Origin of the sequence: Streptomyces sp. NPDC048275, from assembly GCF_040652275.1 — a bacterium.
Classification (GTDB): Bacteria; Actinomycetota; Actinomycetes; order Streptomycetales; family Streptomycetaceae; genus Streptomyces.
In genome coordinates, this window is sequence record NZ_JBEZLR010000009.1 from 131199 (window position 1) to 152984 (window position 21786).

At 70.7% G+C, this 21786-nt stretch carries 19 protein-coding genes and 2 pseudogenes; 13 read left to right on the forward strand and 8 right to left on the reverse strand.

Features of this window, described 5'->3' with window-relative positions:
• Window positions 1-38 precede the first annotated feature (38 nt).
• A complete protein-coding gene (locus AB0D57_RS08630) occupies window positions 39-1577 on the reverse strand; it encodes a DUF4331 domain-containing protein (protein WP_362068865.1) in 1539 nt (512 codons plus the stop codon).
• A gap of 253 nt (window positions 1578-1830) precedes the next feature.
• Here AB0D57_RS08630 and AB0D57_RS08635 point away from each other — a divergent pair, with 253 nt between their 5' ends.
• The 3 genes from AB0D57_RS08635 (at window position 1831) to AB0D57_RS08645 (ending at window position 3564) form a co-directional block, all read left to right on the forward strand.
• Window positions 1831-2373 (forward strand): sigma-70 family RNA polymerase sigma factor, encoded by a 543-nt coding sequence (locus AB0D57_RS08635; protein ID WP_362068868.1) that lies wholly within the window; start codon window positions 1831-1833, stop codon window positions 2371-2373.
• On the forward strand, window positions 2370-3179 hold the full coding sequence (locus AB0D57_RS08640; protein WP_362068870.1) for an anti-sigma factor: 810 nt from the start codon (window positions 2370-2372) through the stop codon (window positions 3177-3179). The genes AB0D57_RS08635 and AB0D57_RS08640 overlap by 4 nt, the downstream gene beginning before the upstream one ends.
• 115 nt (window positions 3180-3294) lie before the next feature.
• Window positions 3295-3564, forward strand: a complete 270-nt coding sequence (locus AB0D57_RS08645) for a hypothetical protein (RefSeq protein WP_362068873.1) — start codon at window positions 3295-3297, stop codon at window positions 3562-3564.
• Window positions 3565-3591: 27 nt separating this feature from the next.
• On the opposite strand, the pseudogene AB0D57_RS08650 reads toward AB0D57_RS08645, so the two are convergent.
• From AB0D57_RS08650 to AB0D57_RS08660, 3 genes and pseudogenes are all read right to left on the reverse strand, one after another.
• Window positions 3592-3728, reverse strand: a pseudogene (locus AB0D57_RS08650) (CoA transferase); the annotation flags it as partial.
• A 103-nt stretch (window positions 3729-3831) separates the two neighbouring features.
• Complete coding sequence (locus tag AB0D57_RS08655; protein ID WP_362068876.1) at window positions 3832-4614, reverse strand: ABC transporter permease; 783 nt, start codon at window positions 4612-4614, stop codon at window positions 3832-3834.
• Window positions 4611-5567 carry an ATP-binding cassette domain-containing protein gene (locus AB0D57_RS08660; protein ID WP_362068879.1) on the reverse strand — a complete coding sequence of 319 codons (957 nt, stop codon included), beginning with the start codon at window positions 5565-5567 and terminating at the stop codon, window positions 4611-4613. Before AB0D57_RS08660 ends, AB0D57_RS08655 begins: the two co-directional genes overlap by 4 nt.
• Before the next feature lie 63 nt (window positions 5568-5630).
• Between AB0D57_RS08660 and AB0D57_RS08665 the strand changes: the two genes are divergently transcribed.
• Window positions 5631-6344, forward strand: a complete 714-nt coding sequence (locus tag AB0D57_RS08665) for a TetR/AcrR family transcriptional regulator (RefSeq protein ID WP_362068882.1) — start codon at window positions 5631-5633, stop codon at window positions 6342-6344.
• Between the two features lie 18 nt (window positions 6345-6362).
• On the opposite strand, the gene AB0D57_RS08670 is transcribed toward AB0D57_RS08665, so the two are convergent.
• The 3 genes from AB0D57_RS08670 to hmgA are packed head-to-tail and all read right to left on the reverse strand — an operon-like array spanning window position 6363 to window position 9703.
• Window positions 6363-7544 (reverse strand): type ISP restriction/modification enzyme, encoded by a 1182-nt coding sequence (locus tag AB0D57_RS08670; protein ID WP_362068885.1) that lies wholly within the window; start codon window positions 7542-7544, stop codon window positions 6363-6365.
• 41 nt (window positions 7545-7585) lie between these two features.
• Window positions 7586-8335, reverse strand: coding sequence for a GntR family transcriptional regulator (locus AB0D57_RS08675; RefSeq protein WP_362068888.1), 750 nt, complete (start codon window positions 8333-8335; stop codon window positions 7586-7588).
• Window positions 8336-8362: 27 nt separating this feature from the next.
• A complete protein-coding gene (gene hmgA, locus AB0D57_RS08680; RefSeq protein WP_362068892.1) occupies window positions 8363-9703 on the reverse strand; it encodes a homogentisate 1,2-dioxygenase in 1341 nt (446 codons plus the stop codon).
• Between the two features lie 408 nt (window positions 9704-10111).
• On the opposite strand from hmgA, the gene AB0D57_RS08685 reads away from it, so the two are divergent.
• From AB0D57_RS08685 to AB0D57_RS08725, 9 genes are all read left to right on the forward strand, one after another.
• Entirely contained in the window at window positions 10112-10726 is a 615-nt protein-coding gene (locus tag AB0D57_RS08685) for a nuclear transport factor 2 family protein (protein ID WP_362068895.1), read from the forward strand.
• Window positions 10723-11340, forward strand: a complete 618-nt coding sequence (locus tag AB0D57_RS08690) for a TetR/AcrR family transcriptional regulator (protein WP_362068898.1) — start codon at window positions 10723-10725, stop codon at window positions 11338-11340. The genes AB0D57_RS08685 and AB0D57_RS08690 overlap by 4 nt, the downstream gene beginning before the upstream one ends.
• A 133-nt stretch (window positions 11341-11473) precedes the next feature.
• Window positions 11474-13810: a molybdopterin oxidoreductase family protein gene (locus AB0D57_RS08695; protein ID WP_362068901.1), complete on the forward strand. Its 2337-nt coding sequence runs from the start codon at window positions 11474-11476 to the stop codon at window positions 13808-13810.
• Between the two features lie 121 nt (window positions 13811-13931).
• Complete coding sequence (locus tag AB0D57_RS08700) at window positions 13932-15326, forward strand: citrate:proton symporter (protein ID WP_362068904.1); 1395 nt, start codon at window positions 13932-13934, stop codon at window positions 15324-15326.
• Between the two features lie 58 nt (window positions 15327-15384).
• A complete protein-coding gene (locus AB0D57_RS08705) occupies window positions 15385-16614 on the forward strand; it encodes an MFS transporter (protein ID WP_362068907.1) in 1230 nt (409 codons plus the stop codon).
• 236 nt (window positions 16615-16850) lie between these two features.
• Window positions 16851-18194, forward strand: coding sequence for an ABC transporter ATP-binding protein (locus AB0D57_RS08710; protein WP_362068910.1), 1344 nt, complete (start codon window positions 16851-16853; stop codon window positions 18192-18194).
• Window positions 18195-18214: 20 nt separating this feature from the next.
• Complete coding sequence (locus AB0D57_RS08715; protein WP_362068913.1) at window positions 18215-18706, forward strand: DUF3574 domain-containing protein; 492 nt, start codon at window positions 18215-18217, stop codon at window positions 18704-18706.
• Between the two features lie 172 nt (window positions 18707-18878).
• On the forward strand, window positions 18879-20267 hold the full coding sequence (locus AB0D57_RS08720) for an aldehyde dehydrogenase family protein (RefSeq protein ID WP_362068916.1): 1389 nt from the start codon (window positions 18879-18881) through the stop codon (window positions 20265-20267).
• An 11-nt stretch (window positions 20268-20278) separates the two neighbouring features.
• On the forward strand, window positions 20279-21361 hold the full coding sequence (locus AB0D57_RS08725; RefSeq protein ID WP_362068919.1) for a Zn-dependent alcohol dehydrogenase: 1083 nt from the start codon (window positions 20279-20281) through the stop codon (window positions 21359-21361).
• A gap of 9 nt (window positions 21362-21370) precedes the next feature.
• Here AB0D57_RS08725 and AB0D57_RS08730 read toward each other — a convergent pair.
• Window positions 21371-21691 (reverse strand): annotated as a pseudogene (locus tag AB0D57_RS08730) (transposase); the annotation flags it as partial.
• Between the last annotated feature and the right edge of the window lie 95 nt (window positions 21692-21786).

Here is a 21786-nt window from a genome sequence, read left to right on the forward strand (position 1 = left end):
GGATGGTGGGTGCGGGCCGCGCCAGTCGGTGAGCCGGGTCAGTAGGCCCGGTAGGACATGCGCCGACGCCACCAGAGCAGGCCGGTGCCGATCAGCAGGACCCCGGCCGCGCCCGCCGCCGCGGAGCCCGCGATCAGGACGGTGTCGGTGTCGCTGCCGGACGAGCCCGCGGGCGACAGTGCGTCACCCAGCGAGTTGCGGACGTCGGTCCCGCTGGTCGTGCCCTTCGCGAGCGGTCCGCGCGAACCCGAGGTCGGCAGGGCCACGTACGGGAAGGCCTTCTGGAACTTCTTGTCGTTCTTGTCGACCGCGTCGCCCAAGTCGTTCTTGGCACCGAGCAGTTCACCCTCGACGACCTGGAGCGAGGCGTCGATCACGTCGTCGGTGAGCCGACGCCCGTTCGGGAAGCCCGCGTTGTCGCCGTCCAGCACACCGAGCCGCTTGGGGTGCTTGGCGGGCTTGATGGAGGTGTTGAGACGCAGTTCCTCCGCCGGGGTGACGTGGGGCGGCTGGTTGAGGCCCTTGACGCCCTTGAGGAACACGTCGACCAGGTCGTTGCGCGGCTCGGCGGGCGCCGGGATCTTGTAGATCGCCTCGATGAGCTTCGGCAGCTCCGGGTTGGTCACGTTCTTCAGGAACTGGGCGTCCTCCCACGGCGAGGACGCGTTGAACTTGTCCTTGTCCTTCTGCGGGTTGACGACCTCGTTGACCAGCGGCATCCCGAGCCGCGAGACCTGCCTGAAGTAACCGCTCGCGTCCTTGCGCTGCGTGGTGGACCAGATGCCGACGACGGGCTGCTCGGACGACTCCCGGATCATGTGGTTGGGCACCTGGAGGGCTATCGAGTTGACGTTGTAGCCCTTGAGGGTGTCCCGTCCGACCTCGGTCAGGTTGCCGCCGTACAGCAGGTCGAAGACGCGCAGATCCAGGAAGAACGGGTCGTCGGCCTGGCCGGCGAACGTCTTCGAGTCGCCCGCGAGCTTGTAGACGGCCTGCTTGCGCAGCTTGGCGTAGTCCGGCATCGACGCCTTGCCGACGTTCGACGGCGCCACCGGGATGTCGTCCGCGACCTTGGTCTTGGAGACGATGCTCTGCTTGCGCAGCCTCAGCAGATCGATGTCGTAGGTCTGCGTGACGTTGAGATCCGGGTCGTCGAGGCTGTCGACCGGACCCGTGTTGTAGAGGAAGGTGTCGCCGTTCTTGATGTGCGTCTTGAAGGTGTAGCGGTAGATCAGGTCGCCTTGCGCGTCACCGTTGTTGTCGATGTGGATGTCGTACTGGGCGTCCTCGGCGAACGTGTAGAAGTTCGGTCCGCCGGCCGGTTCCTCGAAGGGGATCCAGTTCGCCACGATCGTCGTCGAATCCGACTTGTCCGGGCTCACGAACGCGTACACGTCGGTGTTGTCGTACTGGGGAGTGCCCGAGATCAGCGGGGCCTCCCGGTGACTGGAGGCGGAGGCCGCCCCCGGTTCCAGCGCGGTCACGCCGGCGGCTACGAGCCCCCCGGCGGCCAGCGCACCACAGACGAGGGTCGCGATACTCCTGCGTCCCGCGCCACTCCTGGAGATAGGTGTCATGCCGTCCGTCCTCATGTCCCAGTTGCCTGACGCACGCCATTCGGAGCGGTCGCCGGGGTGGATTGGTCGAATCCCAAACGTTCTTACGGCGGCTTTGGCATCTCGTTTCAGCGACGAACGGGTTTCTTCGCACGTCTTTGGCGGTCGACCCGCGTTTTTGGGCTCGCTGATCCGTAACCCCATCCGAAACAGCGCTCGCTACGAATACGTACGTGCAGGGACAGGCCGCGCGCGGCCGGAGAGGGGGGAACGGGTGGAGGCGGACGAACTCCTGGTCCTGGTGGCCGGAGGCGACCAGAAGGCATTCGAGGAGCTGTACGGGCTGGTGTCCGGACCGGTGTTCGGGCTGGTGCGCCGGGTGGTGCGGGACCCGGCCCAGTCGGAGGAGGTCTCTCAGGAGGTGCTGCTCGAACTCTGGCGCTCCGCCGCGCGGTTCGACCCCGGCCGCGGCAGCGCCCTGTCCTGGATCCTCACCCTCGCGCACCGTCGGGCCGTCGACCGGGTCCGTAGCGCCCGCGCGGCCACCGAGCGCGAGCAGCGCGAGGGGCAGCGCGCCCACCACCCCGCCTTCGACCAGGTCGCCGAGGAGGTCGAGGCCGGACTCGAACGCGAATGGGTACGCCGCTGCCTGGACCGGCTCACCGCCCTTCAACGACAGTCCGTCACCCTCGCCTACTACGACGGCTATACGTACCGTGAAGTCGCCGAACGGCTCTCCCTGCCGCTCGGCACGGTCAAGACGCGCATGCGCGACGGTCTGACGCGGCTGCGCAATTGCCTGGGAGGTGCCGCATGAGCGCCCTTGACCGTCTGCTGCGCCGCGATCTGCACTCGCTCGCCGCCCCCTACGCCCTCGACGCGCTGGAACCCGACGAGCGCCGCCGCTTCGAGCGTCATCTGCGTGACTGCCCCCGGTGCGCGGCCGAGGTGCGGGCCCTGAGCGAGGACGCGGTGCGGCTCGCCTGGTCCACCGCGGCACCGGCTCCGGCCGCACTGCGGGAGCGGGTTCTGACCGCCGTACGCACGACCCCGCAGGATGCGTCGCCGGGCGGCGCCGTACGCGCGCGTACGGCGGACGGGCACACCCGTGCGGCCCACGGGCCCGCACGTGCGCGAGCCCCCCGCTTCCGCCCGCTGCTCGCCCCGCTCTCCACCGCCACCGCCGCCGCGGCGCTCGTCGTGGCCTCCCTCTTCGCCGTCCAGGCGACGCAGACCCAGGACAAGCTGGACCAGGAACGGGCCCAGGCACGTGAGATCGCCCACGTTCTCGCCGCGCCCGACGCCCGGGCGACCAGTGACCGGGACGCACAGGGGCGCGGCATCGGTGTGGTTGCCTCGGCGTCGGAGCGGCGCGCCGTCGTGACGCTGAGCGGACTCGGCACCCCGTCCGCGGGCCGCGTGCACCAACTGTGGCTCATGCGCCCCGGCGTGCAACCGCGCTCCCTCGGGCTCTTCGAGGCCGGCACGCCCTTGGTCGCCAGTGGACTGAATACGACCGCGACGTCACTCGCTGTGACCGTCGAGCCGCAGGGCGGCTCGGCGCAGCCCACTACCCAGCCAGTTGTCCAACTCGCCCTGGAAACGGTCGGATTCGGAGAGTAATCGTCAACACCCTTACGGGGGAGGTGAATCCTTGTCCCGCGATACACGAGTGCCACGAGGGAGCGGTAGGGTTAGCCTGCCCGGGCCGGGTGTACTCGTACGGGTGGGGAGTGACATGGAACAGATAACAGTGCGCAGCAGGGCACGTGTCCCTGCGATCACCTGCGGGAGCAGTGCGACCAGTTCGCGGCTCGACCGCCATCTGGCGGTGCTGGGTGGCCCTGCCATACCGCAGCGCGAGACGGTCGAGGCGACCTCGCTGATGCGTGAGCTCACGGCGCGTGACAGCGCGCACGAGAGCAGCGGGAGGCGTGCACGTGTGCGACGACTCTCGCTCTTCGCACCCCTGAAGCGGCTGCGCCGTTCGCTGTTCGGCGGCCACTAGCACGGCCGCGCGGTACCTGACCCGCGCTCAGGTGACCACACCGTCCCGGCGCAAGTTGCGCTCTCGTCGCCCGTCATCCCCACGGCGCGCAGCGGCGTTCCGGTGTGCTCCCCGAGCGCGGGTACTCCCCCCTTTCCGTGCGCCTTGTCCCCGCCCGGCAGCGTGCGTGTGTTCTCCCCCCCGCCTTCCGCTGGGAACTCCGGCTCCTGAGCAGTCGTTGAGTCCCGGATGGCTTGCGTGACACCTTCGTCATGCGCGGATATTGGCTCAACGCTCGCCGTGTGCGTACCCGCGCACGGCGAGCGGCAGGAAGACGGCGATCAGCACGGCGCACCACGCCAGCGATCCGGCGACGGGATGGGCCACCGGCCAGGCCGAGCCGTCCGGTACGGGCGCGTTCCCGAACAGATTCCGCAGAGCCGTGGTCACCGCGCTGAGCGGATTCCACTCGGCGACCGTGCGCAGCCAGCCCGGCAGATTGGCCGTGGGGATGTACGCGTTGGACAGCAGCGGCAGCATGAAGGTCGCGCTGCCCAGCTGGCCGGCCGCCTCCTCGCTCCGGGAGAGCAGCCCGAGGAAGATCCCGACCCAGGTGGCCGCGAACCGGAACAGCAGCAACAGGCCGACGGCGCCCACCGCTTTTGGCGCGGTCCCCTCGATCCGCCAGCCCACCGCGAGCCCGACCAGCAGGAACGGAACCGTCCCGACGGCCGTGACGACCAGATCGGCGACCGCCTGCCCTAGAGGTACGGCCGTCCGGCTCATCGGCAGGGTGCGGAAGCGGTCCATCACACCTCGGTGCGAGTCCTGGGCCGCCTGGAACATCCCGGTCATGATCCCGTTGGCGGCCGTCGCCACCAGCAGACCAGGAACGAGGAACGACCGGTACTGCTCGCCGGGCATCGCCAGGGCGCTGCCGAAGACATAGCCGAAGAAGAGGAGCATGGTGATCGGCATGGTCTGGGTGAGGACCACGAGCCCCGGATTGTTCCGCACCCGCCGCAGCTGACGGCCGAGCATCGCGGTGCCGTCGTATGCCAACGTACTCATGTCACCAGCTCCTTGTGATCGGTGTGGCCTTCGGTGAGTCGGAGGAAGACGTCGTCGAGCGTCGGTGGACGCAGGCTCACGTCGAGCAACGGCACTCCCGCGGCGTCGAGTTCACGTACGAGGCGGGGGAGCGTCAGCGTCGGGTCGGTGGTGACCGAGCCCACCGCGTGCCGCTCCTCGTCGAACGAGGGCTCGTTCCCGGTCAGTTGATCGAGGACGACGGCCGCCTGGGCCATCGCGTCGGCGTGGGCGACGACCGCCTCCGCGTACGATCCGATGAGCGCCTTGAGTTCGGCGGGTGATCCGGTGTGGGCGACCCTGCCCCGGTCCACCAGGGCGATGTCGTCGGCGAGCTGGTCGGCCTCCTCCAGGTACTGGGTGGTCAGCAGCACGGTCGTGCCCTCGTTCTTCAGCGCGCGCACGGCCGCCCAGATCTGATTGCGGCTCGCGGGGTCGAGCCCGGTGGTCGGCTCGTCCAGGAAGAGCACGGCGGGGCGGCGTATCAGACTCGCCGCAAGGTCGAGCCGGCGCCGCATGCCGCCCGAGTAGGTGGACGTCGGCCGGTCGGCGGCCTCGGTCAGCCCGAAGCGGTCGAGGAGCTCGGCGGCCCGCTCCGCCGTGTCCCGGACGCGGTGCAGCCTGGCGAACAGCCGCAGGTTCTGGCGCCCGGTGAGGTCACCGTCGACGGAGGCGTACTGCCCGGCGACCCCGATGTTCGTACGGACGGCCGCGGCTTCCCGTACGAGATCGTGCCCAGCGACACGCGCGGACCCCGCGTCGGGTCGCAGCAGCGTGGTGAGCAGCCGTACGGCCGTGGTCTTGCCCGCGCCGTTCGGTCCGAGGACCCCGCAGACCGTGCCCTTTGCCACGGCCAGGTCGAGGCCGCGCAGGGCGTGGACATTCCCGAAGCGTTTCTCCAGACCCTCACTAAGTACAGCGTACGTAGTAGTCATAGGGTGACCATAGCGCACTACGTACGCAGTACGTAACTAGGATGGTCGAGAGGTGATCGACCAATGGCAGGGCGCAACGCCGTACCCGAAGTGATCTGGACCCGTCCCGAGCGCGCGGGCCGGGGTCCGCGGCCGGCGTACAGCCGCGCGGACATCGCGGCCGCCGCCGTGCGGATCGCGGACGCGGAGGGGCTCGACGGGGTCTCGATGCGGCATGTGGCCGCCGAGCTGGGCTGCGGCACGATGTCGCTCTACAACTACGTGCCGCGCAAGGAGGATCTGTACGAGTTGATGTTCGACGCCGTCAGTGGCGAGCACGACATCCAGGAACCCTCGGGCGACTGGCGTGCGGACATGCTCCGGGTCGCCCATCAGACACGGGCCCTGATGCACCGCCATCCCTGGCTGCCGCGCCTGATGTCCCCGGTCTACGGCTTCAGCCCGACCGCCCTGCGCTACCTGGAGCACTGCCTGGCCTGCCTCGACCCGCTCGACGTGCCGTACGGCACGAAGTTCGAGCTGATCGCGATGCTCAACGGGGTCGTGACGACGTACGTCGGAAATGAGCTGGACACCGCCGAGCGGACCCGCTCCCTGCCGTGGTCGGAGGAGCAGGAGAACGCGATCCGGATCGCCTACCTGGGCGGTCAGGTGGCGACGGGCGCGTATCCACGGATGGCCGCGGCCTTCACGGAGGACGCCGGGCCGATCGACCTGGAGGCGGTGTTCGAGCGGGCCCTCGGGCGCGTGCTGGACGCGTTCGAACCGAAGAGGTAGACAGATCGGCGCGAGGGGTCAGATCAGTGCGAACTGCCCTTCGGGGCCCTCTTCGCGATGGTCGAGGACGGAGGCGGGCCGGCGCGCGGAGTCCGGCACGGGAAGCACGCCCGCCTCGCGCAGCTCCGCTGCGGTGATCGGCTTGTCCACGGTCAACTCGGCCTGCCGGGATCGGAGTTCCGCCAGCAGCGCCAACACCGTGACGAGCTCGAGGAGTTCGGACGTCCAGGTCTGCGGCCAGCCGACGGGCCGGATCGCCTCCAGGGTGCCCGCCTCACCCGGTGCGGTCCGCGCCGCGAACCACTGGTCGAGTACGCGCTCCCCGCCCACCTCGAAGTCCCAGGCCTGGGGCGGCACGGGGGAGATGCGGCCCTCGCCGAGAAGGAGAGCCTCCTCTTCACGGTCGTAGTGCAGGTCGAGCGGCCTCGGGGGGAGCGGAGCACGGACGTACGGGCGACGGCCGCCGGGAAGCTTCGGGCGCTCGCCGTCGCGCCGCGTCAGCCGCAGCATCGCGCGGCCCAACTCGACGCCGCCTTCCCAGACGTCCGGGTCAGCGGTGAGCGGCACCGCGCACCCGCCCCGGTCCGCTCGCGCGACCGCGACCGTCCAGGCCAGTGCGTCGACCGGGTCAGGACAGTGCCCGAGACGGGTGCCGAGGTGGTCCAACAGGCCGGGCGCCAGATTCGGCTCGGCTGCGCCGGGGCGCCGGAAGAGGGGCCGGACGCGGCCGCCGCGCCCCACGCCCAGCGGCAGTACGGACGTGACCAGCACCACCGGCCCCGACGCCTGTGGGGGTACCGTCTGCTCGACCACGAACACCTGCCGCTCGTCGGCCACCCGCCACAGCTCGGGACGCGCCGCGTCGATGAGCCGATGGTCCGCAATCAGCCACTGCTCGTCGAACGGGCCGTGCAGCACGCGCACCGGCTCCGGACAGGGACCCGACTCGCGCGCCAGGCGCCCCGTCCCGGTGGACTGCCCCGGCAACTGCGCGACCGCCGAGTCCAGGGTCCGCGAGCGGGTCGGGCCGAACAGCGCCTCACGAGCCGGCCCTTCGGCCTTCACCAGGGCGTCCCATCGCGCCTTCAAAGACGCGGCATCGGGAGCCGTCGGCCACCCCCGGCCCAGCTTCGGCGGTGCGACCGACCACGGCATGAGGTCCGCGAGCAGCGGAGCGTCGTCGTGCGTCACGCTGGGCATCGTACGACGTGGGCGATGCGTGCCGGCTTCGTACGACATCGTCAGTGGGCGTCGACGGTGACCGTGAAGGAGAAGCGGTCGCCGCGATAGTGGATACGGGCCACGTCCAGGGCGCGGCCGTCCTCGCCCCGCACGATGCCCGTGTAATGCAGGATCGGGCTGAGCAGCGGGACTTGGAGCAGCCGCGCCGTCTCCGGGTCCGCCAGCCGGGCCTCCACGGTGTCGGTGATCCGGCTGATGCGGACGCCCACCACATCCCGCAGCACCTTCGTCATGGGCCGGCGCACCAGGTCTTCCGGGTCGATCAGCGCGGCCAGTTCGGGACGGACGTAATTACGCGCGTGGTTCGTCGGCTCGCCGGTCTCCTCGTCGCTGCGCAGCCGGTGGTACGTCGCCACCTCGGCCAGATCCGGAAAGTACTCGGTGAGTTCCGCCGGCACCGGCACCGTGCCGTGGTCCAGCAGCTCGGTCGTCATGCCCGACTGCTGCGCGACGATCGTGTCCACCGAACCGAGCAGCCGCACCGGCGCCCCCCGGCGAGCGCTCGGCTCGATGAACGTGCCACGCCTGCGATGCCGGGTGATCAGCCCCTCGTCCTCGAGCTCCTTGAGCGCCTGCCGCATGGTGAGCACACTCACCCCGTAGTGCCCGGCCAGCTGCTCCTCGGTCGGCAGCCGCAGCGGGTCCTGGGGCGAGCGTCCGAGTATCGAGGCGCGCAGGGACTGCGACACCTGATACCAGAGCGGCAGTTTGCGGTTCAGGACGATCGAGTCCGGGGCGAAGGAGGTCACGAAGGTATCCGTACCGGTCACCGCAGCTCAGCGCAATGGGCGGAAGTGCCGCTGCAGGCCCTGCCACACATCGTCGTACCCGCGCTGCAGATGCTCCGCCCGCGCCGCCTGCGCCGTGGCCGTCACCGGCCACCGCGTCTCGAACATGAAGGCCAGCCCGTCGTCGATCCGCTGCGGCCGCAGCTCGGCGGCGCTGGCCCGGTCGAAGGTCTCGCGGTCCGGGCCGTGCGCCGACATCATGTTGTGCAGTGAGCCGCCCCCGGGCACAAAACCCTCGGCCTTCGCGTCGTACGCCCCCTCGATGAGCCCCATGTACTCGCTCATCACATTCCGGTGGAAGTACGGCGGCCGGAAGGTGTCCTCGCCCACCAGCCAGCGCGGCGCGAAGACCACGAAGTCCACGTCGGCGAGGCCCGGGGTGTCGCTCGGCGAGGTCAGCACCGTGAAGATCGACGGGTCCGGGTGGTCGTAGCTGATGCTGCCGATCACATTGAAGCGGCGCAGGTCATAGACGTACGGAACATGGTTGCCGTGCCAGGCGACGACATCCAGCGGCGAGTGGTCGTACGTCGCCGTCCAGAGGTTGCCGCAGAACTTGTTGACCACCTCGACCGGGCCCTCGACATCCTCGTACGCGGCGACGGGGGCGAGGAAGTCCCGGGCGTTGGCGAGTCCGTTGGCGCCGATCGGGCCGAGGTCGGGCAGCCGGAAGGGCGCCCCGTAGTTCTCGCACACATAGCCGCGGACAGTCGGGCTCTGCCCGCCGTCGGACGCGGGGCCGAGCAGCTCCACACGGAAGCGCACCCCGCGCGGGATCAGCGCCACATGTCCCGGCTCCACATGCAGCAGCCCGAACTCCGTGCGCAGCAGCAGCCCGCCGCGCTCCGGCACGATCAGCAACTCGCCGTCGGCGTCGCTGAAGACACGGTCCATCGAGGAGTCGGCGTGATAAAGGTGCACCGCCATGCCGGAGCGCCGGGTCGCGTCACCGTTGCCGCCCAGGGTCCACAGGCCCCCGAGGAAGTCCGTCCCGGCCGGTGGTTCCGGCAGCGGATTCCAGCGCAGCCGGTTCGGGTCGGGCACGGTCTCCGCGAAGGGGGCCGTGCGCAGCGCGCCGTTGTCCCTGCGTGTGAACGCGGGGTGCGCGGCCGACGGACGGATCCGGTACAGCCAGGAGCGGCGGTTGTAGGCCCTCGGCTCGGTGAACGCCGTACCGCTCAGCTGCTCCGCGTACAGCCCGAGCGGTGCGCGCTGCGGTGCGTTGCGGCCGTGCGGCAGCGCTCCAGGGACCGCCTCCGAGCTGAGTTCGTTGCCGAATCCGGAGAGGTAGGCCGGCGCCTCGGCCGTCTTCCTCGCGTCCCCGCTCATGATCGCTCCCTTGCGCTCTGATTCCTATGCTTCACCGTAGGATTCGGCATTTCCGGGCGCAAGAGGTGGGATCGGCCGCAAGACAAGAGGTGGGACCGGCACATTCCACGGGGACGGGCGGGCTAGGTCCTGTCGTCACATTCCCGTCGTCCGCCCGGAGGGCGGGCCTCGCGGCGTCAGGTGCGTGCTCTCGGCGTGCCGGGCGCAGGCCCTCGTACTGGTTGTACGTGGGTCTGTGCCCGGTGCGGCGAGAGTGCGTGCATGGCGTCGCGAGGCAGGCGGGAATTTGACGACAGGGCCTAGGGCCGCGGTCTCCGCGCGGAGTACACCCCAGGGTTGGCCGCACGGCCCAGGAACCCGACTCCAGGGGGATCCGCGTCGTCGCAGCGCTGTTCTACTCTCCCCGACATGTCGTGGAAGCGTGGACTGCTCGCCGCGCTCGCGGTCGGCGCCCTGCTCGGCGGACCGGCGGGCTGTGGCACCGGCGAGGCGCCCGAGCGGACGGACGAAACGTCGGCCTCGCCCGTGGGCAAACTGCTGGACGAGACCGACGAGAGGGGACGGCACTACCGTGAGGTCGAGGAGAAAGGCGCACCGGAGGTCGCGATCGAGGTCCAGCCGGACTCCGACGCCGACTGGGACGTGCGGCTGACCGTCCGCAACTTCCACTTCTCACCCTCCGGCACCAAGGCGGCGGCCGTGGCCGGACGCGGCCTCGCCCTGCTCTCCCTCGACGGCCGGACCATCGCCACGCTCCGCACCACCCGGCACCACCTCCCCGCAGACCTGGTGCCGCGTGGCACCCACCAGGTCACCGCGCGCCTGTACGCCGACGACCGCACGGCATGGGCCGTCCACGGCAAGCCCGTGGAGAGCACGGCGGACATCACGGCCTCCGCGGCCGGGCCCACACCGACACCACCCGCGGAGACGGAGACGGCGACGCCGACGACGAGTGGGAGCGGCACCGCGTCCCGTACGGATACGGGCGGTTCACGGGACCCCGGCGGAAAGGCATCATGAAGCCTGTGCCCCAAGCCACCTCGATGCGCCGAGCGCCCGTTCAGCGGCGCAGTGCCGAACGACTGACCAGGATCCTCGACGCCTGCGCCGACCTCCTCGACGAGGTCGGCTACGACGACCTGAGCACGCGGGCCGTCGCCCAGCGCGCGGGCGTCCCCATCGGCTCCGTCTACCGCTTCTTCGGCAACAAACGCGCGATGGCCGACGCGCTCGCCCAGCGCAACCTCGAGCGCTACGCCGAGCGCGTCACCGGGCGCCTCGACGACACAGGGGGCGGAGGCTGGCGCACGGCGGTGGACGCCGTGCTCGACGAGTACATCGCCATGAAGCGCACCGCTCCCGGCTTCTCCCTCGTCGACTTCGGCAACCAGATCCCGCTCGGCTCCCGCTACGCCGAGCCCAACACCCGCGTGGCCGACCGCCTCACCGAGCTGCTCTCCGGCTACCTCGAGCGCACCCCCGACGAGGACCTGCGCCGCGTCTTCCTGGTCGCCGTGGAGACCGCCGACACCCTGGTCCACCTGGCCTTCCGGGTGGCACCGCAGGGGGACGAGCGGATCATCGAGGAGACGCGCGAGATGCTACGGGCCTACCTGGCGAGGGTCCTCGACTGAGCCGGTCCTGAGCCGGGGAGCCGTTCGCGGATTTCCGACCTCACCCCTGACAGGCCCTCCCCGCCGTCCGTACCGGTCGGTATGCTCGGCCGCAGTCCGTGTGCCACTGTTGTCACCGCCTCCGGGAGGACCTGTGTCCCGCACCGCTCTGCGTATCTGCCCCCTCTGCGAGGCCACCTGCGGACTGACGCTCACCATCGAGGGCACCCGCGTGACCGGCGCCCGCGGCGACCGCGACGACGTGTTCAGCAAGGGATTCATCTGCCCGAAGGGCGCCTCCTTCGGGGCCGCCGACGGAGACCCCGACCGGCTGCGCACACCCCTCGTCCGCAAGGACGGCGAGCTGCGCGAAGCCACCTGGGAGGAGGCCTTCGACGCGGTCGCGGCGGGCCTGCGACCCGTCGTCGAGCGGCACGGACCGCACGCCGTCGGCGTCGTCCTCGGCAACCCGAACGTGCACACCATGGCCGGCGCCCTCTACCCGCCCGTCCTGCTCACCGCGCTGCGCACCCACAGCCTCTTCACCGCCTCCACCGTCGACCAGATGCCCAAGCATGTGTCGAGCGGTCTGCTGTACGGCGATGCGAACGCGATCCCGGTGCCGGACCTCGACCACACCGACCACCTGCTGCTCATCGGCGCCAACCCGCTGGAATCCAACGGGAGCCTGTGCACCGCCCCCGACTTCCCCGGCAAGCTCAGGGCACTGCGGGCGCGCGGCGGCACGCTGACGGTCATCGACCCGCGGCGGACCCGTACGGCCAAACTCGCCGACCGTCACGTGGCCATCCGCCCCGGTACCGACGCGCTGCTGCTCGCGGCGATGACGTACGTCCTCTTCGAGGAGAAGCTCGTCGCCCTGGGCGATCTCGCGCCCCACGTCCAGGAGGTCGACGAACTGGCCGACGCGGTACGGGACTTCACGCCCGAGGCGGCGAGCGAGGCCTGCGATGTGCCGGCCGGCACGATCCGGGCGCTCGCCCGCGAACTGGCCGCCGCGCCCACCGCCGCCGTCTACGGCCGCATCGGCAGCTGCACCGTCCCGCACGGCACCCTGGCGAGCTGGCTCGTCGACGTCCTGAACATCCTCACCGGCAACCTCGACCGGCCCGGCGGCGCCCTGTTCCCCCGGTCCGCGACCGACAAGACACCTCGGCCTGCCGGACCCGGCCGGGGCTTCGCGCTCGGGCGCTGGCACAGCAGGGTGAGCCGCCACCCGGAGGTCAAGGGCGAGCTGCCGCTGGCCGCCCTCGCGGAGGAGATCGACACTGCCACGCCGGAGGGCAGTACGGCTACGACGGAGCGGGGCACGGCTACGACGGAGGGGAGTGCGGCCACGCCGGAGGCCAGTACCGCCGATCCGCGGGGCGGCCCGATCCGCGCCCTCATCGCCGTCGCCGCCAACCCCGTCCTGTCCGCCCCCGACGGCGACCGCCTCGACAAGGCCCTCGACTCGCTCGACTTCATGGTCAGCGTCGACCCCTACCTGAACGAGACCTCGCGCCACGCGCACGTCGTCCTGCCCCCGCCCCCGCCCTCGCAGAGCGCGCACCACGACTTCGCCTTCAACACCCTCGCCGTACGCAACCAGGTGCGCTACACCCGCGCCGCCGTCCCCCTCGAACCGGGCCGCATGGCGGAGACCGAGATCCTCGCCCGGCTGGTGCTGGCCGCCAGCGGGATGCACGGCGCCGACCCCTCCGCAGTCGACACGCTGGTCATCGACTCCACCCTGGGCAAGGCGGTCAACGACGCGCACGGGCCGGTGCACGGACGGGATCCGAAGGAACTCGCCGCCGCGCTCACCGGCGAGAACGGCCCCGAGCGGCGGCTCGACATGATGCTGCGCCTCGGCCCGTACGGCGACGGCTTCGGCGTACGACCGGACGGCCTGAGCCTGGAGAAGCTGCTCGCGCATCCGCACGGCATCGACCTCGGACCGCTCGGGTCACGCCTGCCGCAGCCGCTGAAGACGCCCAGCGGGAGGATCGAGCTGCTGCCGGGACCGATTGTCGACGATCTTCCCCGACTGCGGGCGGCGCTGCGCGAGCGCCCGGCGGCGATCGTGCTCGTCGGCCGCCGTCATCTGCGCTCCAACAACAGCTGGATGCACAACGTGCCCGCGCTCACCGGTGGCACCAACCGCTGCACCCTGCACATCCACCCCGAGGACGCCGCACAGCTCGGGCTCACCGACGGGGCGGCCGTGCGCGTCAAGGGCGCCGGGGGAGAGGTGATCGCCCCCGCGGAGGTCACCGAGGCCGTACGGCGCGGGGTGGTGAGCCTGCCGCACGGCTGGGGCCACGACCGGCCGGGCACCCGGATGAGCCACGCCGCACTGGACCCGGGCGTCAACGTCAACCAGCTCCTCGACGGCTCGCTCCTGGACCCGCTGTCGGGCACCGCGGTGCTCAACGGCGTGCCCGTTGACCTGGCGCTCGCCGAGACGCTGACCGAGGCAAGCCCGTGACCTGGAGTTTTGCGCTTATTGCTCGCGTGTCAACATCTTGTTAAGGCTCGCGGAACGGACCTAACGTCAACCCACCGCCGTCCCTGGTGGGAGTTCAAGGGCGAACGTTAGGTATCCATTAATGCTGACCATCCTCGGCTTCACCATGATCGCGACCTTCCTGGTCCTGATCATGCTGAAAAAGATGTCGCCGATCGCGGCGCTCGTACTGATTCCGGCGCTCTTCTGCGTGTTCGTCGGCAAGGGAGCCAAGCTCGGTGACTACGTCATCGACGGCGTCACCACCCTCGCCCCCACGGCGGCGATGCTGATGTTCGCGATCGTCTACTTCGGTGTGATGATCGACGTCGGCCTCTTCGACCCGATCGTCCGGGGGATCCTGAAGTTCTGCAAGGCCGACCCGATGCGGATCGTGGTCGGCACCGCGGTCCTCGCCGCGATCGTCTCCCTCGACGGCGACGGCTCGACCACCTTCATGATCACGGTCTCGGCGATGTACCCGCTGTACAAGCGGCTGAAGATGAGCCTGGTCGTGATGACCGGCGTCGCCGCGATGGCCAACGGTGTGATGAACACGCTGCCGTGGGGCGGTCCCACGGCCCGCGCGGCGACCGCGCTGAAGCTCGACGCCAGCGACATCTTCGTGCCGATGATCCCCGCGCTGGCCGTCGGCCTCCTTGGCGTCTTCTTCCTCGCGTACGTCCTCGGGCGCCGCGAGCGCAAGCGGCTCGGTGTGCTGACGCTGGACGCGGCGCTGGAGCCGCAGGAGTCGGAGACGGTGCTGGTCGGCGCGGGCGGCGGCGAGGGCGGCAAGGCCGTGACCACGGGTGGCTCGGGCACGGACGCGGACCCCGAGCCCGTCGAGGAGGACGGCTTCCAGGGGCTCGACCCGAACCGCGCCACCCTTCGCCCCAAGCTCTACTGGTTCAACGCGCTCCTCACGGTCACCCTGCTCACCGCCATGATCATGGAGTGGCTGCCGATCCCGGTGCTGTTCCTGCTCGGCGCCGCACTCGCGCTCACCGTCAACTTCCCGCACATGCCCGACCAGAAGGCGCGCCTCGGAGCCCACGCCGAGAACGTCCTCAACGTCTCCGGCATGGTCTTCGCCGCCGCCGTCTTCACCGGCGTCCTCCAGGGCACCGGCATGGTCGACCACATGGCCAACTGGCTCGTCGACAACATCCCCAACGGCATGGGCCCGCACATGGCCTTCGTCACCGGCATCCTGAGCATCCCGCTCACCTACTTCATGTCGAACGACGGCTTCTACTTCGGCGTCCTGCCGGTCCTCGCCGAGGCGGGACAGGCGCACGGAGTATCGTCCCTGGAGATCGCCCGCGCCTCGCTCGTCGGTCAGCCGCTGCACATGTCCAGCCCGCTGGTGCCCGCCGTATACGTCCTCGTCGGCATGGCGAAGGTCGAGTTCGGCGACCACACCAGGTTCGTGGTGAAGTGGGCGGCGCTGACCTCGCTGGTGGTGCTCGGGGCGGGAATCCTGTTCGGCATCATCTGATCCCTGACTCGATCCCCTGGCTCATCCCCTGACTCGATCCTCCAGGGAGGACACGAACGTGAGGCCCGGTAGGAACCGGGGCTGGCTGCTCCGCCTCGTCATAGCCTTCGCCTTCGCGCAGGGGGCGGTGTCGATGGCCCGGCCCGCCGTCTCCTACCGGGCCCTGGCGCTGGGCGCGGACGAACGCGCCATCGGCGTGATCGCGGGCGTCTACGCCCTGCTCCCGCTGTTCGCCGCCGTACCCCTGGGCCGCCGCACGGACCATGGACGGTGCGCGCCCCTGCTGCCCGTCGGAGTCGTCCTCATCGCGGGCGGCTGTGCCCTGAGCGGTACGGCGAACTCGCTCGCGGCGATGGCGGCCTGGAGCGGAGTGATGGGCCTGGGCCACCTGTGCTTCGTCATCGGGGCCCAGTCGCTCGTCGCCCGCCAGTCCGCGCCGCACGAGCAGGACCGCAACTTCGGCCACTTCACCATCGGCGCCTCGCTCGGCCAACTGATCGGCCCGATCGCCGCCGGCGTCCTGATCGGCGGCCCGGACCGGGCCGGCACCAGTGCGCAGGCCCTGCTTGTCGCGGCCGCGGTCGCCGCGGTCTCGTTCACCTCACTGTGGCGCATCGAACACCGTACGCCCGCCAAGTCCCGTACGACACAGGGCGAACGGGTCCCGGTGCACCGGATCCTGCGCACGCGGGGCGTACCCGCCGGCATCTTCATCAGCCTCGCCGTGCTGTCCGCGACGGACATCCTCACCGCGTATCTGCCCGTGGTCGGCGACCACCGAGGCATCGCGCCGTCCGTGATCGGGCTGCTGCTGAGCCTGCGCGCGGCCGCGACCATCGCCTGCCGTCTGGTGATGACGCCGATGCTGCGACTGCTCGGCCGGACCGCGCTGCTCACCACGACCTGCCTGGCGGCGGGCGTCCTGTGCGCGAGCATCGCGCTGCCCGTGCCGGTGTGGGCGCTGGCCGCGATGCTCCTGGCCCTCGGCTTCTGCCTGGGCGTCGGCCAGCCGCTGTCCATGACGACGGTCGTGCAGGCCGCCCCGGACGACGCCCGCTCCACGGCCCTCGCCCTGCGACTGACCGGCAACCGCCTCGGCCAGGTCGCGGCGCCCGCCGCGGCGGGCCTGATCGCCGGCGTCGCGGGTGTGGCCGCCCCGTTCGTGATGCTCGGCGCGCTGTTGCTGCTGTCGTCCGGAACAGCCCTGCGCTCACCCACGAAACCGACCCCCGACCGCGGCGAGCCGCTGCGGCCCAGGGTGCCCTTGCGCCGCAAGAGCGACATCTGACGCGGCGCAACTGGTATGTGACGCGGCGCAACCGGTATCTGTCGCGGTGCAAGCGGTATCTGAAGCGGCGCCGGGGCGCGTCGCGGCGCGGTATCCGATCGTCCGCTTCCGCCCGGTGTCTTCCCCCGGGTGTACGCGGTCCGTTAACTTCCGTGACTCATACGTCCCGTGCGACCCCGTACGGTACGTTCGACCGCGGAGCACCAGCGCCCTGTGAGCCCCCGGGGGCACCTTTCATGACACGCGCCATCTCCCTGCACCAGGTCAGCAAGTCGTATACGCGCGGCGCCCGCGTGGTGGAGCGGCTGTCGCTGGACATCCGGCCCGGCGAGTTCCTCGTGCTGCTCGGACCCTCCGGCTGCGGAAAGTCCACCGTGCTGAGAATGATCGCCGGGCTGGAGGACGTCACCGAGGGCGAGGTACGTCTGGACGGCGAGTACGCCAACGATCTCGCGCCGTCCGCACGGGACATGGCGATGGTCTTCCAGAACTTCGCCCTCTACCCGAGCATGACCAACCGCGCCAACATCGGTTTCCCGTTGCGCATCGAGACACCCGGGACCGACCCGCGCCCGCGCGTCGACGCCACCGCCCGGATGCTCGGCATCGAGGACCTCCTCGACCGCTTCCCCAACCAGCTCTCCGGCGGCGAACGCCAGCGCGTGGCGATGGGCCGAGCGATCGCCCGGCACCCCTCCGCCTTCCTGATGGACGAGCCGCTGTCCAACCTCGACGCCAAGCTCCGCAGTCATCTGCGCGCCGAAATCTCCTGCCTCAACCGGGAGTTGGGCGTCACCACGGTGTACGTCACCCACGACCAGGCCGAGGCGATGTCGCTCGGCGACCGGGTCGCCGTACTGCGCGGCGGCGTCCTCCAGCAACTGGGCACGCCCCGCACGGTCTACGCGCTGCCCGCCAACGTCTTCGTCGCCGCCTTCATCGGCACCCCCCGTATCAATCTGCTGCGCGGCCTCGTCCGCGCCCCGCTCGACGGAGCCATGACGATCAGCCTCGGCCGGCAGTACCTGCGGCTGCCCGAACCCCTCTGTCTGGACCACCAGTTGCTGCGGGTGCAGCAGGGGCGCGAGGTCATCGTCGGGCTGCGCTCCGAGGCCATCCGGCTGGCCAAGCCGTCGGAGGCCCGGCCGGGCGAGGCGGCGATCAGCGGTCTCGTCGAGCACGTGGAGTTCCAGGGGCACGAGGTCCTCGTCCACTTCAACACCGGCTCGCGGCCCGCCTTCGTCCCGGAACTGGAGGCGCCCCGCCCGGTCCGCCCGGCCCGGCGTCGACGTCGACGTGAGGGCACCGTCCTGGACCGCCTGCGCGAGCGCGCCGGTGGGCGGGCCGGGCCGGTGGTCGTCCTCGATCACGCCGGCGACGAGGAGCCCCCACGCGCCGACGAAGCCCCGCCGGAGGGCCGACTGCCCGGGGACCTCGTCGTCCGCACCACGCCCGACATCGAACTCCGCCACGGCATGCAGATCCCCCTCCTCGTCGACATCGCCCATATGTTCGTCTTCGACCAGCACGGCGAACGCATCAGTCCCGCTCCGGCGCGGCTGCCGGACCTGGAGGAGTGAGTTCCGCTAGGCAGTGGTGCATGACTCCCCTCAGCACCCGCGCCCGGATGGGGGCCGCCCTCGCCACCACCCTGCTCGTCGCCGGTACACCGGCCGCGTACGTCCTGATCGGCGACGGCGACAGCGACGAGAGACCGCGGACGACCGCGCACCAGGCGTACGGCGCAGCCCCCGGGCGCGGCGTGGCCTACATCGAGACGCGGCTCCTCTTCGGCACCGAACGGCCCGACGGCGGCCCGGCCGTGAGCGACCGGCAGTTCAAGGACTTCATCGACCGTCGGGTGACCCCCGCCTTCCCCGACGGGCTCACCGTGCAGGACGGGCGCGGGCAGTGGCGGGACGCGCACGGCACGATCGAGCGCGAGCGGTCGTACGAACTGATCCTGCTGTATCCCCAGGCGGCGGCGGACGCGAGCGACCGGAAGGTCGAGGAGATCAGGACCGCCTACGAGAAGACCTTCGGCCAGGAGTCGGTGGGGAGGGTGGACGACCGGGTCGGCGTCGACTTCTGACTCCGGTTCCGGCCCCGGTTCCGGCTTCGGTTCTGGCTTCGGTTCCGGTTCCGGCCCCGGTTCCGACTTCGATCCTGGCTCCGGTTCCGGCTTCGGCGGCCCCTCTGGTGCCGCAAAACTATCGTCGCTAGTTTAGGGCGCGGACGACGCGGCCCCGCCCGGGAGGAACACGATGAAGGCACACGACGGCATGTACATCGACGGCGCCTGGCGCCCGGCCGCCGGCACCGACACGATCGAGGTCGTGAACCCGGTCGACGAGCAGGTGATCGGCCGGGTCCCGGCGGGCACGGCCGAGGACGTCGACGCCGCCGTACACGCCGCCCACGCCGCCTTCCCGGCCTGGGCCGCGACCCCGACCGGCGAGCGGGCCGCCAAGCTCTCCGCCCTGCGTGACGTGCTCGTCGCCCGCAAGGACGAGATCGCCGAGACCGTCACGGCGGAGCTCGGCTCGCCGCTTGCGTTCTCACAGACGGTCCACGCGGGCGTACCGATCCTGGTCGCGGGCTCCTACGCCGAACTGGCCGCCACGTACGCCTTCGAGGAGAAGGTCGGCAACTCGACCGTCTACCACGAGCCCGTAGGGGTCGTCGGCGCGATCACCCCCTGGAACTACCCGCTGCACCAGATCGTCGCCAAGGTCGCCCCCGCGCTCGCGGCGGGCTGCACAGTCGTGCTCAAGCCCGCCGAGGACACCCCGCTGACCGCCCAGCTCTTCGCCGAGGCGGTGGCCGAGGCGGGCGTCCCGGCCGGTGTCTTCAACCTCGTCACCGGCCTCGGACCGGTCGCGGGCCAGGCCCTCGCCGAACACGGGGACGTGGACCTGGTCTCCTTCACCGGCTCCACGGCGGTCGGCAGGCGGATCGGCGCCACCGCCGGTGGGGCGGTCAAACGGGTCGCCCTGGAACTCGGCGGCAAGTCCGCCAACGTCATCCTGCCGAGCGCCGACCTGGCCAGGGCCGTGGGTGTCGGCGTCGCCAACGTGATGTCCAACTCCGGCCAGACGTGCAGCGCCTGGACCCGCATGCTGGTCCACACCTCGCGGTACGAGGAGGCGGTCGAGCTGGCCGCCGCGGCCGCGGGCAAGTACGGCGACCGCATCGGCCCGGTCGTCAACGCCAAGCAGCGGGCACGGGTGCGGAGTTACATCGACAAGGGCGTCTCCGAGGGCGCCCGGCTCGTCGCGGGCGGACCCGAATCCCCGCGCGAGCGAGGGTACTTCGTGAGCCCGACGGTCTTCGCGGACGTGACACCGGAGATGACGATCGCCCAGGAGGAGATCTTCGGACCGGTGCTGTCGATTCTGCGCTACGAGGACGAGGAGGACGCCCTGCGGATCGCCAACGGAACGGTGTACGGACTCGCCGGCGCCGTCTGGGCGGGCGAGGAGGCGGAGGCCGTGGCGTTCGCCCGCCGGCTCGACACCGGGCAGGTCGACATCAACGGCGGGCAGTTCAACCCCCTTGCCCCGTTCGGGGGTTACAAGCAGTCGGGGGTGGGGCGCGAGCTGGGATCGCACGGCCTGTCCGAGTACCTCCAGACCAAGTCCCTTCAGTTCTGAGGAGTCTGCACGTGGTTCGCGCCGCCGTACTTCCCGCCGTGGGCGCTCCGTTGGAGATCGCCGAGATCGACCTCCCCGAACCCGGCCCCGGCCAGGTCCGTGTCCGGCTGGCCGCCGCCGGGGTCTGCCATTCCGACCTCTCGCTGTCCGACGGCACCATGCGGGTGCCGGTCCCCGCCGTCCTCGGCCACGAGGGCGCCGGGACCGTCGTCTCCGTGGGGGAGGGGGTGACCGGGATCGTGCCCGGCACCGAAGTCGTCCTCAACTGGGCGCCTTCCTGCGGAAGGTGTCACGCCTGCTCGCTGGGCGAGGTGTGGCTGTGCGCCGACGCGCTCACCGGAGCGGCGGATGTGTACGCCCGACGCGCTTCCGACGGAAGCGACCTCCACCCCGGGCTGAACGTCGCCGCGTTCGCCGAGGAGACCGTCGTGGCCGCCGGTTGCGTCCTCCCCGTCCCCGCCGGGGTACCGCTCACCGACGCGGCCCTCCTCGGCTGCGCCGTCCTCACCGGATACGGCGCCGTCCACCACTCGGCGAAGGTCCGGCCCGGTGAGACCGTCGCGGTGTTCGGGGTCGGCGGGGTCGGACTCGCGGCGCTCCAGTCCGCCAGGATCGCGGGCGCCTCGAAGATCATTGCGGTCGACATCTCCCCCGAGAAGGAGTCCCTCGCCCGCGAGGCGGGAGCCACCGATTACGTCGTCGCGTCCGACACCACCGCCCGTGAGATCCGCGCACTCACCGGCAAACAGGGCGTCGACGTGGCTGTCGAGTGCGTGGGGCGCGCCGTGACCATCCGCACCGCCTGGGACTCCACCCGGCGCGGCGGCCGCACCACGGTCGTCGGCATCGGCGGAAAGGACCAACAGGTCACCTTCAACGCCCTGGAGATCTTCCACTGGGGCAGAACGCTCTCCGGCTGTGTGTACGGCAACTCCGATCCGGCGCGGGATCTGCCGGTGCTGGCCGAGCACGTCCGCTCCGGCCGCCTCGACCTCGGCGCCCTGGTCACCGACCGGATCGCCCTCGACGGCATCCCGGCGGCTTTCGACAACATGACCGCGGGCAAGGGAGGACGCGCGCTGGTCGTGTTCTAAGACGGTGTCCTATGTGGTGAGGCGGACCAGTCGCTTGTAGCAGCACATGGCTGCGGCGAGGCCAAGAAATGCCAGGTAGTTGCGGGAGTGGCGTTCGTAGCGGGGGCTGAGTCGGCGGTAGCCGGACAGCCACGACATCGTCCGCTCGATCACCCACCTGCGTCGGCCCAACCGTTCGCTGGACTCGATGCCTTTGCGGGCGATGCGCACGCCGATGGGCTTGCCTCGTAACCATTTTCGCAGGTGGGGGATGTCATACGCCTTATCGGCGTGCAGGCGCTGAGGCTTGAAGTGGCGGCCGCGATGGGGGTCGTGTCTCGTTTGGTGACCGGGGCTTCCACCTTGATCGTGGACACCGGTTGTCATGCAGCGATGGCCAGCGTAGTTGATCTCTGCTCGAAGACGACCGGCGCGAGGTAGCCGAT